This is a genomic window from Kitasatospora paranensis (assembly GCF_039544005.1).
Taxonomy (GTDB): Bacteria; Actinomycetota; Actinomycetes; order Streptomycetales; family Streptomycetaceae; genus Kitasatospora; species Kitasatospora paranensis.
In genome coordinates, this window is sequence record NZ_BAABKV010000001.1 from 5,456,841 (window position 1) to 5,474,358 (window position 17,518).

At 73.9% G+C, this 17,518-nt stretch carries 8 protein-coding genes and 2 pseudogenes; 4 read left to right on the forward strand and 6 right to left on the reverse strand.

Annotation, left to right across the window (positions count from 1 at the left end; translation table 11 throughout):
- Nucleotides 1-34: 34 nt before the first annotated feature.
- Nucleotides 35-1,984, reverse strand: a pseudogene (locus tag ABEB13_RS26205) (alpha-1,4-glucan--maltose-1-phosphate maltosyltransferase).
- An 883-nt stretch (nt 1,985-2,867) separates the two neighbouring features.
- On the opposite strand from ABEB13_RS26205, the gene glgP reads away from it, so the two are divergent.
- Nucleotides 2,868-5,567 carry an alpha-glucan family phosphorylase gene (gene glgP, locus ABEB13_RS26210; protein ID WP_345707442.1) on the forward strand — a complete coding sequence of 900 codons (2,700 nt, stop codon included), beginning with the start codon at nt 2,868-2,870 and terminating at the stop codon, nt 5,565-5,567.
- 91 nt (nt 5,568-5,658) lie between these two features.
- On the opposite strand, the gene ABEB13_RS26215 is transcribed toward glgP, so the two are convergent.
- A complete protein-coding gene (locus ABEB13_RS26215) occupies nt 5,659-6,771 on the reverse strand; it encodes a lactate 2-monooxygenase (protein WP_345709831.1) in 1,113 nt (370 codons plus the stop codon).
- A gap of 56 nt (nt 6,772-6,827) precedes the next feature.
- Nucleotides 6,828-7,835, reverse strand: coding sequence for an NADP-dependent oxidoreductase (locus tag ABEB13_RS26220; RefSeq protein WP_345707443.1), 1,008 nt, complete (start codon nt 7,833-7,835; stop codon nt 6,828-6,830).
- A gap of 141 nt (nt 7,836-7,976) precedes the next feature.
- Between ABEB13_RS26220 and ABEB13_RS26225 the strand changes: the two are divergent.
- Nucleotides 7,977-8,524, forward strand: a pseudogene (locus tag ABEB13_RS26225) (HAD domain-containing protein).
- A 19-nt stretch (nt 8,525-8,543) separates the two neighbouring features.
- Here the strand turns inward: ABEB13_RS26225 and ABEB13_RS26230 are convergent.
- The 3 genes from ABEB13_RS26230 to glgX form a co-directional block, all read right to left on the reverse strand.
- Entirely contained in the window at nt 8,544-10,370 is a 1,827-nt protein-coding gene (locus ABEB13_RS26230) for an ABC transporter ATP-binding protein (protein ID WP_345707444.1), read from the reverse strand.
- Nucleotides 10,367-12,157, reverse strand: a complete 1,791-nt coding sequence (locus ABEB13_RS26235) for an ABC transporter ATP-binding protein (RefSeq protein WP_345707445.1) — start codon at nt 12,155-12,157, stop codon at nt 10,367-10,369. The genes ABEB13_RS26230 and ABEB13_RS26235 overlap by 4 nt, the downstream gene beginning before the upstream one ends.
- Nucleotides 12,158-12,283: 126 nt before the next feature.
- The gene (glgX, locus tag ABEB13_RS26240; RefSeq protein ID WP_345707446.1) at nt 12,284-14,521 is read right to left on the reverse strand and encodes a glycogen debranching protein GlgX; all 2,238 of its coding nucleotides are present in this window, start codon (nt 14,519-14,521) and stop codon (nt 12,284-12,286) included.
- A 200-nt stretch (nt 14,522-14,721) separates the two neighbouring features.
- On the opposite strand from glgX, the gene ABEB13_RS26245 reads away from it, so the two are divergent.
- Both ABEB13_RS26245 and ABEB13_RS26250 read left to right on the forward strand, forming a co-directional pair.
- Nucleotides 14,722-16,101 carry a L,D-transpeptidase gene (locus ABEB13_RS26245; RefSeq protein ID WP_345707447.1) on the forward strand — a complete coding sequence of 460 codons (1,380 nt, stop codon included), beginning with the start codon at nt 14,722-14,724 and terminating at the stop codon, nt 16,099-16,101.
- Entirely contained in the window at nt 16,098-17,336 is a 1,239-nt protein-coding gene (locus tag ABEB13_RS26250; RefSeq protein WP_345707448.1) for a L,D-transpeptidase, read from the forward strand. Before ABEB13_RS26245 ends, ABEB13_RS26250 begins: the two co-directional genes overlap by 4 nt.
- Nucleotides 17,337-17,518 lie beyond the last annotated feature (182 nt).

The window sequence follows — 17,518 nt, forward strand, 5'->3', positions numbered from 1 at the left end:
CGGTCGGTGCGGCCGCCCCCGACCGCCGGAGGCGCTATGGGTGCCTCCGGACGGTGAGGAGGTGGGCCGGCTCGGTCGAGGGGTCGAGCCGGACGTAGTTGTGGCGGCCCCAGTGGTAGGTGGCCCCGGTGAGCTCGTCGTGCACCGCCAGGGGCAGCTCCGTGTCGAGGGTGACGGTGGCTTCCTGGGTGTGGTGGGGGTCGAGGTTGACGACGGTGATGACGTGGTCCTCGATGCCGTCGTCGGTGGTGGCGCGCTTGGAGTAGGCGATGACCTGGTCGTTGTCGGTCTCGTGGAACTGCAGGTCGCGCAGTTGCTGGAGGGCCGGGTGGCGGCGGCGGAGCCGGTTGAGGGCGGTCAGCAGCGGGGCGAGGGTGTCCTTGCGCGTCCAGTCCCGGGGCCGCAGTTCGTACTTCTCGGAGTGCAGGTACTCCTCCGAGCCGGGGTGCGCGGCCTCGTTCTCGGCGAGTTCGTAGCCGGCGTAGACGCCGTAGCTGGGGGCGAGGGTGGCGGCCAGCACCGCGCGGACCGCGAACGCGCCCCGGCCGCCGTGCTGCAGGTAGCCGTGCAGGATGTCCGGGGTGTTCGCGAAGAAGTTCGGCCGCATCCAGGCCGCCGCGTCCCCGGTCAGCTCGGTCAGGTACTCGGTCAGCTCCTGCTTGGTCGTGCGCCAGGTGAAGTAGGTGTACGACTGGTGGAAGCCGATCTTCCCCAGGGTGTGCATCATCGCGGGCCGGGTGAACGCCTCCGCCAGGAACACCACGTCCGGGTCGGTGCGGGCGATGTCGCCGAGGACCTTCTCCCAGAACACCACCGGCTTGGTGTGCGGGTTGTCGACCCGGAAGATCCGCACCCCGTGGCCCATCCAGAACCGCAGGATCCGCACCGTCTCCTTGACCAGGCCCTCGAAGTCCTGGTCGAAGTTGATCGGGTGGATGTCCTGGTACTTCTTCGGGGGTTCTCCGCGTAGGCGATGGTGCCGTCCGCGCGGTGGCTGAACCACTCCGGGTGCTTGTTCACCCACGGGTGGTCCGGCGAGCACTGCAGCGCGAAGTCGAGCGCGACCTCCAGGTTCAGCCCGGCGGCCTCGGCCACGAAGTGGTCGAAGTCCTCGATCGTGCCCAGGTCCGGGTGGACCGCGTCGTGGCCGCCCTCCGGCGAGCCGATCGCCCACGGCGAGCCCACGTCGTGCGGACCGGCCGTCAGCGTGTTGTCCGGCCCCTTGCGGTGCGCCCGCCCGATCGGGTGCACCGGCGGCAGGTACACCACGTCGAAGCCCATCGCCGCCACCGCCGGCAGCCGCAGCGCCGCCGTCCGCAGCGTCCCCGACACCGGCGGCTGCACCCCGGACGGGTCCACCACCGCACCCTCCGAACGCGGGAAGAACTCGTACCACGCCCCGTACAACGCCCGCCGACGATCCACCTGCAACGGCAGCGGGCGGGAGGCGCTGACCAGCTCGCGCAGCGGGAAGCGGTCCAGCAGCGCCAGGACCTCGGGCGCCAGCGCCGCCGCGTAGCGGCTGAGCGGGGCAGGCCGCCGTCGCGCAGCGCGTCGACCGCGGCGAGCACGTGGGCCCGGCCGTCCTTCTTCGGCACCCCGGTGGCCGCCCGCTCCAGGAGCTGGGCGCCCTCCTCCAGGACGAGGGCGGTGTCGATCCCGGCCGGGAGCTTCACCGCGGCCGTCCGGCGCCAGGTGGCGACCGGGTCGCTCCACGCCTCCACCAGGTACGACCAGCGTCCGGGCGCGGTGGGGGTGACCTGCGCCCCCAGCGGTCACTGCCCGGTTCCAGCTCGCGCATCGGCGTCCACGGGCCGCTGCGGCCCCGCGGGTCGCGCAGCACCACGTTGGCGTTGACGGCGTCGTGGCCCTCGCGGAACACGGTGGCGGTCACCGGGAAGCTCTCACCCTCCACCGCCTTGGCCGGGCGGCGCCCGGAGTCGACGAGCGGGCTGACGTCCAGGACGGGGATGCGGCCGATCACGGTGTCGCTCTCTGTGCTCTTGCGGCTGGTGCTCTTGCGTGCGGTGGTCTTCTTGGCGGTGGTCTTCCTGGCGGTGGTCCGCTTCGCGGCCGGCGCGTCGCCGGTGGCGGCGGTGCGGCGGGCCGGGGTGGCGCGGGCGGCGCGCGGGGCCGGTAGCGGCGGCTCCGCATTCGACGCGTTCGACGCCGTGCCGGGTTGCTCCGCCAGGGATGTGGACTGGTCCCGTGTGTCGCCGTGCATGCCAAACTCCTGCCCGAGATCGGCGGCAGCTTCCGCCGGCCGGTGCGGTGGCGGCGGAGTACCGGGGGAGGTGTGGGTGGGTCAGGACGTCCGACCGGAAGGCTGCCCGTGCCGACGAGCCCGGCGACCCGACCGCCGGCCCGACGCCGTGGCCCGCCCCGCGAGGACGCGCGCGTCCCGGCGCGCGTCCTGCAGGACGCGCCCCGGAACGCCCCGACCCACCCGAAAAACGATCGGGCGAGGCAGGAGGACACGCCGACGGGCAGCGGTAGCGGCCGAATGGGCTACATGAGGTGAGGGTTCGTCAACGGGGGCATGTTCCGGACATGGAACAGCAGGGGGCGACATCCGGCTCGCACTCCCTGCCGCGCCAACGACCTTTCTGCATCCTCGCATCACGGGCAAGACCTACGGGCGGGTAATCGAGCGATTTCGGACGGTATGCAGAGGCATATCAGCCAGTGGAAACGCAGCCGTAGCGGGGAATTCACGCGCCAGGAGCACGCCTTTCCCACAGTGTGCGCCGTATGCGCCCCCGGCTCGCGACACTGCGCCGATTGCGATCTCATCAATGGTCCGAACGGGTGCGCAATACGACAGTTGACGCGCATTCGCGGGCCCGGCAGGCTCTAGGCTTCACGACGTGAAGGCAATCCGCAGATTCACCGTCCGCACCGTCCTGCCCGAACAACTCCAGCCGCTGCACGAGCTCGCGCTGAACCTCCGCTGGTCCTGGCATCCCGAGACGAGGGAGCTGTTCCGCTCCGTCGACCCGGAGGTCTGGGCGGCGGTCGGCGAGGATCCCGTCCGGCTGCTCGGCGAGGTTCCGGCCACCCGGCTCGCGGCGCTCGCCGGCGACCGCCGCTTCCTGCGCCGTCTCGGCGACCTCCACGACGACCTGCGCGACTACCTCGCCGGCCCGCGCTGGTACCAGTCCGCGCCACCCCTGGGCGACGGCACCGGCCCGCTGCCCGAGGCGATCGCCTACTTCTCGCCCGAGTACGGCATCGCCGCGGCCCTGCCGCAGTACTCCGGCGGCCTCGGCATCCTCGCCGGCGACCATCTCAAGGCCGCCAGCGACCTGGGTGTGCCGATCATCGGCGTCGGCCTCTTCTACCGGCACGGCTACTTCCGGCAGTCGCTCGACCGGGACGGCTGGCAACAGGAGCGCTACCCGCTCCTGGACCCGGACGAACTGGCCGTCAGCCTGCTCCGCGAGAACGACGGCACCCCCTGCCGGATCGACCTGGCCCTCCCGGCCGGCCGCACCCTGGGCGCCCAGATCTGGAAGGCCCAGGTCGGCCGCGTCCCGCTGCTGCTGCTCGACTCCGACATCGAGGCCAACACGCCGGCCGACCGCGACGTCACCGACCGCCTGTACGGCGGCGGCAGCGAGCACCGGCTGCTCCAGGAGATGCTGCTCGGGGTCGGCGGTGTGCGCGCCGTGCGCACCTACTGCCGGCTCACCGGCCACCGGCCGCCGGAGGTCTTCCACACCAACGAGGGCCACGCCGGCTTCCTCGGGGTCGAGCGGATCCGCGAGCTGGTCGCCCCGGCCGAACAGGGTGGTCAGGGGCTGGACTTCGCCGCCGCGCTGGAGGCCGTCCGGGCCGGAACGGTGTTCACCACGCACACCCCCGTCGCGGCGGGCATCGACCGCTTCGACCGGGACCTGGTCGCCCGCCACTTCAGCGGCGACGCCGCGCTGCCCGGCGTCCCGGCCGACCGGGTGCTCGCGCTCGGCGCCGAGAGCTGGCACGGCGGCGACCCCAAGCTGTTCAACATGGCCGCCATGGGCCTGCGGCTCGCCCAGCGCGCCAACGGCGTCTCGACCCTGCACGGCGAGGTCAGCCGGTCGATGTTCAACGGCCTGTGGCCGGGCTTCGACGCCGCCGAGGTGCCGATCACCTCGATCACCAACGGCGTCCACGCCCCCACCTGGATCGACCCCGCGGTCGTCCGGCTCGGGGCCGCGCTGCTCGGCAACGAGACCGCCGAGGCCGCCATCACCACCGGCGAGGAGAAGCGCTGGACGGGGCTGGAGGGGATCGGCGACGAGGAGATCTGGGAGCTGCGCCGGGCCCTGCGGGCCCAGCTCGCCGAGGAGGCCAGGCGGCGCGTGCACGCCTCCTGGCGCCAGCGCGGCGCCGGCGAGGCCGAGCTCGGGTGGGTCTCCTCCGTGCTCGACCCGGACGTCCTGACCATCGGCTTCGCCCGCCGGGTGCCCTCGTACAAGCGGCTCACCCTGATGCTGCGGGACAAGGCCCGGCTGCGCGCCCTGCTGCTGCACCCCGAGCGGCCGGTGCAGATCGTGGTGGCCGGCAAGGCGCACCCGGCCGACGACGGCGGCAAGCGGCTGATCCAGCAGCTCGTCGCGTTCGCCGACGACCCGGCCGTCCGGCACCGGATCGTCTTCCTGCCGGACTACGACATGGCGATGGCCAAGCACCTGTACCCGGGGTGCGACGTCTGGCTGAACAACCCGCTGCGCCCGCTGGAGGCCTGTGGCACCTCCGGGATGAAGGCCGCTCTCAACGGCTGCCTCAACCTGTCCATCCTGGACGGCTGGTGGGACGAGTGGTACGACGGCCGCAACGGCTGGGCGATCCCCACCGCCGACGGCTCGGGCCCCGAGCGGCTCGACCCGGACAGCCCCGAGGCCGAGCGGCGCGACGACCTGGAGGCCGCCGCGCTGTACGACCTGATCGAGCACCAGGTCGCCGGCCGGTTCTACGACCGGGGCGCCGACGGCCTGCCGCACGCCTGGATCGCCATGGTCCGGCACACCCTGGTCACCCTCGGCCCGAAGGTGCTGGCCGGCCGGATGGTCCGCGAGTACGTCGAGCGGCTGTACGCCCCGGCGGCCACCGCCCAGCGCGAGCTGGCGGCGCCCGAGCCCGGCGGGGCGGGCCATGCGGGGGCCCGTGAACTGGCCCAGTGGAAGGCCCGGGTCGGCGCCTCGTGGCCCGCGGTACGGGTCGAGCACGTCGAGGCCGACGCCCCCGGCGACGCGCAGGAGCTCGGCAGTGCGCTGGAGCTGCGGGTGCAGGTCTCGCTCGGCGCGCTGGAGCCGGCCGACGTGGAGGTGCAGGTGGTCGCGGGGCGGGTGGACGAGGCCGACGGCATCTCGGACGCCGCGGTGCTGGCCCTCAAGCCCTCCGGCGGCCCGGACCTGACCGGGCGGCACCGCTACGAGGGCTCGCTGGAGCTCTCCCGGACGGGCCCGTTCGGCTACACCGTCCGGGTGCTGCCCGCGCACCGGCTGCTGGCCTCCCCGGCCGAGCTGGGGCTGGTGGCGCTGCCGGCCGAGTCGGCGGGGATGGACGCGGGCCTGCTGCGCTGAGCGGCGGCCGCCCGGCGGTACCGGAGGGGCGCGGGTCACCGCGCCCCTCCGGCGCGTCCGGGCCGGGGCCGGTCCGGCAGGCCCCGGGGGCTCAGCCGGCCAGCGCGGACGCGTCCAGGGCGCCCGGGGTGCGGTGGCCGGAGAGCGCCAGGGTGAGGTCGAACTCGGCGAGCAGCGACCGGATCACGTGGGTCACCCCGGCCTGCCCGTCCAGGCCCAGCCCGTAGGCGTACGGGCGGCCGAGCAGGACGGCGTCGGCGCCGAGCGCCAGGGCCTTGAACACGTCGTCGCCGGTGCGGATCCCGCTGTCGAACAGGACGGTGAGCCGGTCGCCGACCGCGGCGGCCACCGCGGGCAGCGCCTCGGCGGCGCCGATCGAACCGTTCACCTGACGGCCGCCGTGGTTGGAGACCACCACGCCGTCCATGCCCGCCTCGGCGGCGAGCCGGGCGTCGTCCGGGTGCAGGATCCCCTTCAGCACGATCGGGCCGTCCCAGTTCTCGCGCAGGAAGGCGAGGTCCGGCCAGGTCTTGCCGGGGTCGGCGAACATGCCCACGAAGTGCAGTACCGCGGCGTTCGGGTCCTCGTGGACGGGCTTGGCCAGCCCGGCCAGGAAGGCCGGGTCGGTGAAGTAGTTCGCCGTGCCGACGCCGTGCAGGAACGGCAGGTACGCCTGGTCGAGGTCGCGCGGCCGCCAGGCCAGCAGCGGGGTGTCCAGGGTGACGAACAGCGCGGTGAACCCGGACGCCTTCGCCCGGGTCAGGAACGACCGGGTGACCTCCCGGTCCTTGGCCCAGTAGAGCTGGAACCACCGTTCGCCGTCGCCCATCGCCTCGGCGACCTGCTCCATCGGGGTGCTGGACGCCGAGGACAGCACGAACGGCACGCCCTCGCCGGCGGCGGCGCGGGCCGCGGCCGGCTCGGCGTCCGGATGCATGATCGACAGCACCCCGACCGGGGCCAGCGCCAGCGGCGCCGGCAGGTTCCGGCCGAACAGCTCGGTGCGCAGGTCCCGGGAGGAGACGTCGCGCAGCATCCGGGGCACGATCCGGTGCGCGTCGAGGGCGGCCCGGTTGGCCCGCTCGGTGCTGCCGTTGCCGGCGCTGCCCGCGACGTACCCGACCGGGCCGGGCCCGAGCCGCTGCTCGGCCAGCTGCTCCAGCCGGGTCAGGTCGGCCGGCAGCCGGGGGACGGCGCCGGTCATGCCGTTGAGGTAGATCTCGTACTGGAAGGACGCCCAGTCGCGCGGCGGCGGGGTGCTCACACCAGTTCCAGGACGAGCTTGCCGACGTTCTCGCCGCGGAACAGCATCTGCAGGGTGGCAGGGAAGTCGTCGACGGTGCCCCGGACGACGTGCTCCTTGACGGTGATCCGGCCGTCCGCGATCCAGCCCGCCATCTCGGCGGCCGCGGCCTTGTAGCGGGCGGCGTAGTCGAAGACCACGAAGCCCTCCATCCGGGCCCGGCGCACCAGCAGCGACAGGTAGTTGGACGGGCCGGTGACCTTGGACTCGGCGTTGTACTGGCTGATGGCGCCGCAGATCACCACCCGGGCGTGCATGGCCAGCCGGGCCAGCGCGGCGTCCAGGATGTCGCCGCCGACGTTGTCGAAGTAGACGTCGATGCCGTCCGGGCAGTGCGTGCGCAGTGCCTTGCGGACGTCCTCGGAGCGGTAGTCGATCGCGGCGTCGAAGCCCAGCTCGTCCGTGAGCAGGGCGCACTTCTCGGGCCCGCCGGCGATGCCGACCACCCGGCAGCCCTTCACCTTGGCGATCTGCCCGACCAGGCTGCCGACGGCGCCCGCGGCGCCGGAGACCACGACCGTCTCGCCCTCCTTGAGCGCGCCGACCTCCAGCAGGCCGAAGTAGGCGGTCATGCCGGGCATGCCGAGGGCGCCCAGGTAGGTGGAGGGCGGGGCGACCGAGGCGTCGATCCGGACGGTGCCGCGCCCGTCGGAGACGACCTGCTCCTGCACCCCGAAGGTGCCCACCACGAGGTCGCCGACCTGGTAGCGGGGGTGGTTCGAGGCGGTGACCTCGACGACCGACCCGGCCCGCATGACCTCGCCGAGCCCGACCGGCGGCAGGTAGGAGGGCCGGTCGTCCAGCCAGCCGCGCATGGCCGGGTCGAGCGAGACGAAGCGGGTGCGGCCGGCGAACTCGCCCTCGCCCGGCTCGGCGGCCGGGGCCTCGGCGTGCTCCCAGTCCTCGGGCTTGACCTCGCCCACCGGCCGGGCGGCGAGTCGGATCTGGCGGTTGGTTCCGGGCATGGCGGCCTCCTGGCGGGCGGGCCGTGCCGCGCCGATGCGGCACAGGGCTCCGCCCGAGTCTAAGCAAGCGCTTAGTCAGAGTCGAGGGGCTGCCGCGTCCACGGCCTCCGCGTCCACCCGAAGAGCCGCTACCGTGCCCGGATGACCGCCCACGACCGGCTCCCGCTGCTCTTCCTCGACGTCGACGGACCGCTCATCCCCTTCGGGCCGACACCGCCGCAGCTGCCCGGCGGCCGCCCGCTGTACCCCGCCCCGCCCGGCCTGCCGGGCGCCGGGACGAATCCGCTGCTGGACCGGATCGACCCCGCCCTCGGACCGCGACTGGCAGCGCTGCCCTGCACCCTGCTCTGGGCCACCACCTGGGGGAGGACGCCAACCTGTGCGTGGCGCCGCGGCTCGGCCTGCCGGCGCTGCCCGTCCTGGACGAGCCCGAGGACGACGGGCCGGACGACGACGGGCCCGGAGCCGACCCGGCCCGCGGAGCCCGCCTGCACTGGAAGACCCGGCCCATCGTCGACCGGGCGGCCGGGCGGCCCTTCGCCTGGGTCGACGACGAGATCTCCGCCGCCGACCGCGTCCACGTCGCCGCCCACCACCCCGGGCCGGCCCTGCTGCACCGCGTCGACCCGGCCCGCGGCCTCACCGACGCCGACCTGGAGGCCATCGGCGCCTGGCTGCAAACGGCCTGACACGGTGTCGCCCGGCCGCTCAGACCAGGCTGTCCCGCCAGGCCTCGTGGAGGCCGGCGAAGCGGCCGCTGCCGCCGATCAGTTCGGCGGGGGTGCCGTCCTCCACGATCCGGCCCTGTTCCATCACCAGCACCCGGTCGGCGATCTCCACCGTGGAGAGCCGGTGCGCGATCACCACGGCCGTCCGCCCGGCCAGCACCGTGCGCATCGCCCGCTGCACCGCCTGCTCGCCCGGCACGTCCAGCGAACTCGTCGCCTCGTCCAGGATCAGCACCGCAGGGTCCGCCAGCAGCGCCCGGGCGAAGGCCACCAGCTGACGCTGGCCGGCCGAGATCCGGCCGCCACGCTTGCGCACGTCGGTGTCGAAGCCGTCCGGCAGCGCGGCGACGAAGTCGTACGCGCCGATGTCCCGGGCCGCCTGCTCCACCTCGGCCCGGCTCGCGCCCGGCCGGCCGATCGCGATGTTCTCGGCGACCGTCCCGGAGAACAGGAACGACTCCTGGGTCACCATCACCACGTTGCGGCGCAGCTCCGCCGTGGCGATCCCGCGCAGGTCCACGCCGTCCAGCGCGACCCGGCCGTCGGTCGGGTCGTAGAAGCGGGCGAGCAGCTTCGCCAGCGTCGACTTGCCCGCGCCGGTCGCACCGACCACCGCGGTCGTCCGCCCGGCGGGCAGCTCCAGGTCGAAGGCGGGCAGCACCTCGCGGCCCGTCCGGTAGGCGAACCGCACCTTCTCGAAGGAGACCGTCCGGCCGGTGGCCCCGGTGGCGGGCAGCGCGGTCGGGGCGGCCGGCTCCGGCACGGACGGCTCGTGGGACAGCAGCCCGGCGATCTTCTCCAGCGCGGCGGCCGCCGACTGGTAGCTGTTCAGGAACATCGCCAGCTGGTCGATCGGGTCGTACAGCCGCCGCAGGTAGAGCACGAAGGCGGTGAGCACGCCCAGCTCCAGCGAGCCGTGGCCGGCCAGGATCGCGCCGGCCACCACGACGCCGGTGATCCACACGTTGGCGACCGCCCGCGAGAACCCGACGTAGCGGGCCATCTCCAGCAGGCCGTCCGCGGTGGCCGCGGCGTACTGCCGGTTCACCGTGTCGAACGCGGCCTCGTTGGCCCGCTCGCGGCGGAAGGCCTGCACCGGGCGGATGCCGTTCATCGTCTCGGTGAAGCGGACGATCACCGACGCCACCGCCGTCCGCGAGCGCCGGTAGACCCGCTGCGAGCGCCGCCGGAACGACCGCACGATCGCGTACATCGGCAGGAAGGACACCAGCGACAGCAGACCCAGGCGCCAGTCCATCACCACCAGCACCACCGAGATGTACGCCACCGAGAGGACCACCGCGAGCAGCTCCTGCAGGCCCTCGGCGAGCAGCTCGCGCAGCGCGTCCACGTCACTGGTGGCGCGCGAGATGATCCGCCCCGAGGTGTACCGCTCGTGGAAGTCGAGACTGAGCCGCTGGGCGTGCCGGAAGATCCGGCCGCGCAGCTCCAGCAGCACGTCCTGGTTGATCCGGGCGCTGGCCCGGATGAACGCCCGCTGCAGCACCGTGGCCAGCACGGCGCAGCCCAGGTACGCGGCGATCACCGCGACCAGCGGCCCGGCGTCGTGCGCGCGCAGGGCGGGGATCCCGCGGTCCATCGCCAGCGCGACCAGCAGCGGCCCGGACTGCAGGGCCGCCTGCTGGACGACGATCAGCGCCATCGCCCGCACCACCGGGCCGCGGTGCGGGCCCAGCAGTTCGCCCAGCAGCCGACGGGCGGCGCCGGGCGGGACGGGGATGTCCTCGTCCTCGGCCGCCTGCGGCAGCTCCTCCAGCTCCTCGGCGACCTCGACGGCGGTGCTCATCGGACGCTGCTCCCTTCGGGGACGGGGGCGGCCTCGCCCGTCATCAGTTCGCGGTAGACGGCGGAGCCCTGGAGCAGCTCCTGGTGGGTGCCGACGGCGGTGATCCGGCCGTCGTCCAGGACGGCGACCCGGTCGGCCAGCAGGACGGTGCTCGGCCGGTGGGCCACCACCAGCGCGGTGGTGCCCGCCAGGACGCGCCGCAGCGCCTGCTCGACCAGCGCCTCGGTGTGCACGTCGAGCGCCGAGAGCGGGTCGTCGAGGACCAGGAACGGCGGATCGCCGACCACGGCCCGGGCCAGCGCGAGCCGCTGGCGCTGGCCGCCGGACAGGCTCAGGCCCTGCTCGCCGACCTGGGTGTCGGCGCCGGCGGGCAGCCGCTCCACGAAGTCGGCCTGGGCGGTGGCGAGGGCGGCGGCGAGCTGCCCGTCGTCGGCACCGGGCGCGCCCATCAGCACGTTCTCCCGGACGGACGCGGAGAACAGGGTGGGTTCCTCGAAGGCGACCGCGACCAGTTCGCGCAGCCGCGGCCGGGGCAGGTCGCGGACGTCGGTGCCGTCCAGGGTGAGTGTCCCGGCGGTGGCGTCGTACAGGCGCGGGAGCAGGGCGGTGAGCGTGGTCTTGCCGCTGCCGGTGGCACCGACCAGGGCCATCGTCTCGCCGCGCCGGATGTGCAGGTCGACGCCGCGCAGCAGGTCGGGCTCGTCCGCGGGCGCGTCGGGGTAGCGGAAGCGGACGCCGGTCAGCCGGATGCCCTCGTCCGCGACGGCGGCCCGCCCGGCCGGGGCTTCCTCGGACTCGGGCTCGTCCATCACCTCGAAGTAGCGGTCGGTCGCGGTGGCCGCCTCGTTGGCGTAGGCGATCAGCCAGCCGAGCGACTCGACCGGCCAGCGCAGCGCCAGCGCGGTGGAGAGGAAGGCGACCAGGGTGCCGGCCGACATCTGGTCGTGGGCGACGTAGACGGCGCCGAGCGCGAGCGCGCCGCCGAGGGCGAGCTCGGGCAGGCCGACGATGACGGCCCACAGGTCGGAGAGCATCCCGGCCTTGCGCAGTTCGGTGGCCCGCAGGTCGCGGGCCTGCCCGGTGAAGCGCTCGGTCATGGTGCGGTGCCGGCCGAAGGCCTTGAGGATCCGGATGCCCAGGACGGACTCCTCGATCACGGTGGCCAGGTCGCCGTTCTGGTCCTGGGCGGCGCGGGCGGCGGAGGAGTAGCGCCGCTCGAAGTGGTGCGTCAGCCAGGTCAGCGGGACGAACGGGACGAGGGTCACCAGGGCGAGCCGCCAGTCCAGGGCCAGCATCAGGCCGGTGCCGACCAGGAAGACCGTCGAGTTGACGATCAGGAAGACCAGCGGGAAGGCCAGGAACAGCCGCATGGTGAACATGTCCGAGGTGGCCCGCGAGAGCAGCTGGCCGGACGGCCAGCGGTCGTGGAAGGAGACCGGCAGCCGCTGCAGCTTGGCGTAGAGGTCGCCGCGCATGGCCGTCTCCACCCGGGCCAGCGGCCGGGCCACGACCACCCGGCGGATGCCGAAGAGGCCGGCCTCGGCGAGCCCGAGCAGCAGGAGCACCCCGGCCGGCCACCAGAGCGCCCCGAGGTCGTGGTGGGCGATCGGGCCGTCGACGATCCGGCGGAGCACGATCGGGACGGCCAGCACGGTGCCGGAGGCGAGCAGGGCGGCCGTGGTGGCCGCGACGAGCCGCCAGCGGGCGATCCGGGCGTACGGCCACAGCCGCAGCAGCGAGCGCACGGTGGACCGGCGCCGGTCGGCGGGGAACTGGTTCGTGGACATCAGGCCCGAGGGTAAGCGGTGCCCCTGACATTTCTCACCTGGTTTTTCGGACCTTACGGCAAGAACCGGTCACCCCCTCGGACCGGGCGGCGGTGCGCCCGGTGCACCTGGTGCGGGAGGGGCGGCTCAGCCCCGGTCGGGCGCCCGGAGCAGCCGCAGCGAGCGCCCGCCCAGCACCACCGTGCCCACGACCGGCACGGCGTCCCGCGGCGTGCCGGCCTCCGCGGTGTCCACCACCGACTCGTAGGCGCACGGCCAGGGTTCACCCGGCAGGGTGAACGTCACCGGTTCGGCGCCCGCGTTGAGCAGCAGCAGGAAGCTGTCGTCGCGCAGCGGGCAGCCGTGCTGGTCGCGCTCGGACATCGCGCTGCCGGACAGCAGCATCCCCAGGGCGGCCGTCGGCGCGAACCAGTCGGCCTCGGTCATCAGCCGGCCGGCCGGCGTGAACCAGGCGAGGTCCCGCTGCCCGCCGGGCACCGTCTCCCGCCCGGAGAAGAACGCGCGCTGCCGCAGCACCGGGTGGGCCCGGCGCAGCCGCACCAGCCGGCCGACCAGCTCGCTGAGCGAGCGCCAGGCCGGGTCCTCCAGCAGCGACCAGTCGAGCCAGCTGATCTCGTTGTCCTGGCAGTACGCGTTGTTGTTGCCCTGCTGGGTGCGGCCGAGCTCGTCCCCGGCGGTGAGCATCGGCACCCCGGTGGAGAGCAGCAGGGTGGTGAGCAGGTTGCGCAGCTGGCGGATCCGCAGCTCGCGCAGGGCGGGGTCGCCGTCGTCGCCCTCCGCACCGTGGTTCCAGGACCGGTTGTCGTCGGTGCCGTCCCGGTTCTGCTCGCCGTTGGCCTCGTTGTGCTTGCGGTTGTAGGAGACCAGGTCGCGCAGGGTGAAGCCGTCGTGCGCGGTGACGAAGTTGACCGAGGCGTGCGGGCGGCGTCCGCCGCGCTGGTAGAGGTCCGAGGAGCCGGAGAGCCGGTAGCCGAGCTCGCGGACGTCCGGACGGGCGCCGCGCCAGAAGTCCCGGACGGTGTCGCGGTACTTGTCGTTCCACTCGGCCCACAGCGGCGGGAAGCCGCCGACCTGGTAGCCGCCGGGGCCGACGTCCCACGGTTCGGCGATCAGCTTGACCCGGCTCAGCAGCGGGTCCTGGGAGACCGCGGCGAGGAACGGGTGGTGCATCTCCACGCCGTCGCCGCCGCGGGCCAGCGCCGCGGCCAGGTCGAAGCGGAAGCCGTCCACGCCCATCTCGGTCACCCAGTACCGCAGCGAGTCGGTGATCAGCCGCACCACGTGCGGCTGCCGGGTGTCGAGGGTGTTGCCGCAGCCGGTGTAGTCGGCGTAGCCGCGCCGGTTGCGCTCCAGCCGGTAGTAGCCGCCGTTGTCGATGCCGCGCAGCGACAGCGCCGGGCCCATCACCCCGGACTCCGCGGAGTGGTTGTAGACGACGTCGAGGATGACCTCGATGCCCGCCGCGTGCAGCGCCCGGACCATCCGCTTGAACTCGCCGACCTGCTGGCCGCGGCTGCCGGCGGCGGAGTACCCGGCGTGCGGGGCGAAGAAGCCGAGCGTGTTGTAGCCCCAGTAGTTGATCAGGCCGCGGGCCTGGAGGTGGTCCTCGCTCACGTGGTGGTGGACGGGCAGCAGCTCGACCGCGGTCACGCCGAGCCGGCGCAGGTGGGCGATCGCGGCCGGGTGGGCGAGCCCGGCGTAGGTGCCGCGCAGCTCGGGCGGGACGTCCGGGTGCCGCATGGTGAAGCCCCGCACGTGCACCTCGTACAGCACCGTCTCGGCCCACGGCGTCTTGGGCCGCTGGTCGTCGTACCAGTCGTCGTCGTCGTGGACGACCACCCCGCGGGGCACGTACGGCGCCGAGTCGCGGCCGTCGCGCACGGTGTCGGCGACGTCCGGCTCCGGCCAGTTGCGGACGGCGCTGCACACCGCGTCGTGGCTGGTGTAGGCGCCGTCGATGGCCCGGGCGTAGGGGTCGACCAGCAGCTTGGCCGGGTTCCAGCGGGCGCCCGTCCACGGGTCCCAGCGGCCGTGCACCCGGTAGCCGTAGCGGGCGCCGGGCAGGACGCCGGGCAGGAACCCGTGCCAGGTCTGGAAGGTCTGCTCGGTCAGCCGGTGCCGGGTCTCGGTGCCGTCCTCGGCGAACAGGCAGAGGTCCACCGCCTCGGCGCCGGCCGCCCACAGGGCGAAGTTGGTGCCCGGCCCCTCGGGGCCGGTGCGGAACCGGGCGCCGAGCGGCTGCCAGCTGCCCGGCCAGGGTTCGGCGGGCGCCGGGTGGGCGGCTGCGGCCCCGCCCGGCCGCGCCGCGGCCGCCCGGCCGGACTCCTGGCGCGTGTCCCGTCCGAGCTCCTGCCACGCCGTCATCGCCGCACCCTCCCAGCGCGGGGGTCCCGTACCCGCTCTCCTGTTGTTCCCTGATCCAGCTCGGGTGTCACGTGGCCGATCGTGTTGTGACGCTGGGTGAACGGGACGGCGACCGGCCGGTGACGTGTCCCGGCGGCCCCGCGGTCGTTGCACCGGGTGGCGGGGCCGCGCGGGCCCGCCGCGACGACACGGAGGTCGAGATGCGTCCGGTGCTGCGGGCCCGGCGGGTACTGGCCGCCGCGCTCGGACTGTTCCTGCTGGCCGGCTGCTCGGGCGGCGCCGCGGCGCCGGACACCGGCCGCTCCCCGCGGCCGGCCCCGCCGGTCTCCCGGGCGCAGGTGAGCACGGTGCCGGCCGACGGCGCGCAGGAGGTCCACACCGGCGACGACGTCGCGGTGACGGTGGCCGACGGGCGGCTGCTCTCCGTCCGGCTGGCCGACGACCGCGGGGTGGCCGTACCCGGCCGGATTGCCCCCGACGGCACCCGGTGGAGCCCGTCGGAGGAGCTGACCCCGGCCACCCCGTACACCCTGGACGCGGTCGCCGTGGACGCCGCGGGGCTGCGCGCCGACCAGCACAGCGCGTTCTTCACGGCGGGCCCGGCGCACACCGTGACCGCGTTCTTCACCCCGGACGACGATGCGACGGTGGGCGTCGGCATGCCCGTCTCGCTGCGCTTCTCCCGGCCGGTCGCCGACCGGGCGGCGGCCGAGCGGGCGGTGGAGGTGACCGCGGACCCGCCGGTGCCGCTGGCCGCGCACTGGTTCGGCGACCGCCGTCTCGACGTGCGGCCCGAGCACCTGTGGACGCCGGGCACGCAGGTGCGGGTCGCGCTGCGGCTGGCGGGCGTCGAGGTCGCCCCCGGCGAGTACGGGACGCAGACCAGGGACATCGGTTTCACGGTGGGCCGTTCCCGGGTCTCCACGGTGGATCTCGCCACGAGCACCATGACGGTGCGTGAGGACGGCGAGGAGGACCGGGTGCTGGACGTGTCCGCGGGCAGCCCGCAGCACCCCACGTACCGCGGGGTGATGGTGGTGTCGGAGAAGTTCGCCGAGACCCGGATGAACTCGAAGACGGTCGGGCTCGGCGACGAGTACGACATCAAGGACGTCCCGCACGCGATGCGGCTGACCGCCTCCGGCACCTTCGTGCACGGCAACTACTGGGCCGACGAGGAGGTGTTCGGCAACGCCAACACCAGCCACGGCTGCATCGGCCTGGCCGACCGGCAGGGCGGCGACCCGCAGTCCCCGGCCGGCTGGTTCTTCGAGGGCACCCTCGTGGGTGACGTGATCGTGGTCGAGGGCGCCGAGGGAGAGGGTGCCGCCCTCGAACGGGCTCAACGGCTGGAACATGTCGTGGGCCGAGTGGCGGCGCGGGTCGGCGCTGGGAGTGCACTGAACGTCCACCCCGCTCCTGCCGAAGATTCACTCAGACGGGGCAGTTATCCTGGCGACCCGCGCAGCTCGGGCCCGGCCCGTGAAGCCTGTGTGGAAGAAATCCGCAGTCCGGTGAAACCGACCCGGGCCGCGGCGCGTGTATGCACCGTGGGTACCGGGAGGGGAGCAACCGAGTGAAGCCGGTTCAGGCGGCCGAGGCCGCGATAGTCAGGGGTGCGGCGAGCGGTCGCACCGGTCGTACGGCCCGCCGGGCGGCGGTCGCGGTGGCGATGGGCGGCGTGCTGCTGTTCACTGCGGCCTGCAACAGCGACGGGGGCTCGGGCGGCGGCGGCACCAATGCCGGCGGTTCCGGCGGCGCCGGGGGCAGCACCACGCAGGCCGCGCCGAAGACCTCGGCGGCGGTGATCACGGTGACTCCCAAGGACGGCGCGACGGATGTCGCCCCCAACGGCGGGCTGACCGTCTCGGTCGCGGGCGGCAAGCTCACGGCCGTGCAGGTGGCCGACAAGAACGGCACCGCCGTCGCGGGCGCGATCAGCGCGGACGGCCTCACCTGGAAGCCCACCGGCTCGCTCACCGTCGGCATGGCCTACACGGTCAACGCGCAGGCGAAGGACGACAAGGGCCTGCCGGCCGCGTCCACCTCGTCGTTCACCACGCTGACCCCGGCGAAGAAGGTCGCGACCAACGACAACATCGCCGACAACGGCACCTACGGTGTCGGCATGATCGTCTCGGTGGCGTTCAGCAAGCCGGTGAAGAACAAGGACGCCGTCGTCGCGGGCATCACCTTCGACGCCGGCGACGGCACCACGGTCAAGGGCCACTGGTTCGGCAGCCAGCGCCTGGACTTCCGTCCGGCCGACTACTGGAAGCCCGGCACCAAGGTGACGGTGCACTACCGGCTGAAGAACGTCGAGGTCTCGCCCGGCGTGTACGGCGACGTGGACCGCGACGAGCCGTTCACCATCGGCCGCTACCAGGTCAGCACCGTCGACGCGGCCAGCCACGTGATGACCGTCAAGAGCGGCGACGGCTCCGCGAAGACCATCCCGATCACCGCGGGCAACGACCAGAACCCGTCCTGGAACGGCACCATGGTCATCTCCTCCAAGGAGCGGGTGACCCGGATGAACTCCGCGACGGTCGCGAACGTCAAGGGCGACGAGTACGACGTCCCGGACGTGCCGCACGCGATGCGCCTGACCGCCTCCGGCACCTACGTGCACGGCAACTACTGGGGCAACGCGTTCGGCAAGTCCAACGCCAGCCACGGCTGCGTCGGCCTGTCGGACGCCAAGGGCGGCAGCGAGAGCTCGTCGGCCGGCAAGTTCTTCAACAGCTCGCTGGTCGGCGACGTCGTCAAGATCGTCAACTCGCGGGGAAGACCGTCTCGCCCGACAACGGGCTGAGCGGCTGGACCCTGCCGTGGGCCAGCTGGTAGGTCGGCGCCCGCACCCCGTGCCGAGCCCCGGCCCGGCCGCCGTCACCGGTGGCCGGGCCGTGGCGGCTCCGTGACCGGATCGTCGTCACGGGGCCCGCAACCCGGTCGGGGGCACGGAACGTGTCATGGAAGGAAGCCGCGGCGGGGGAC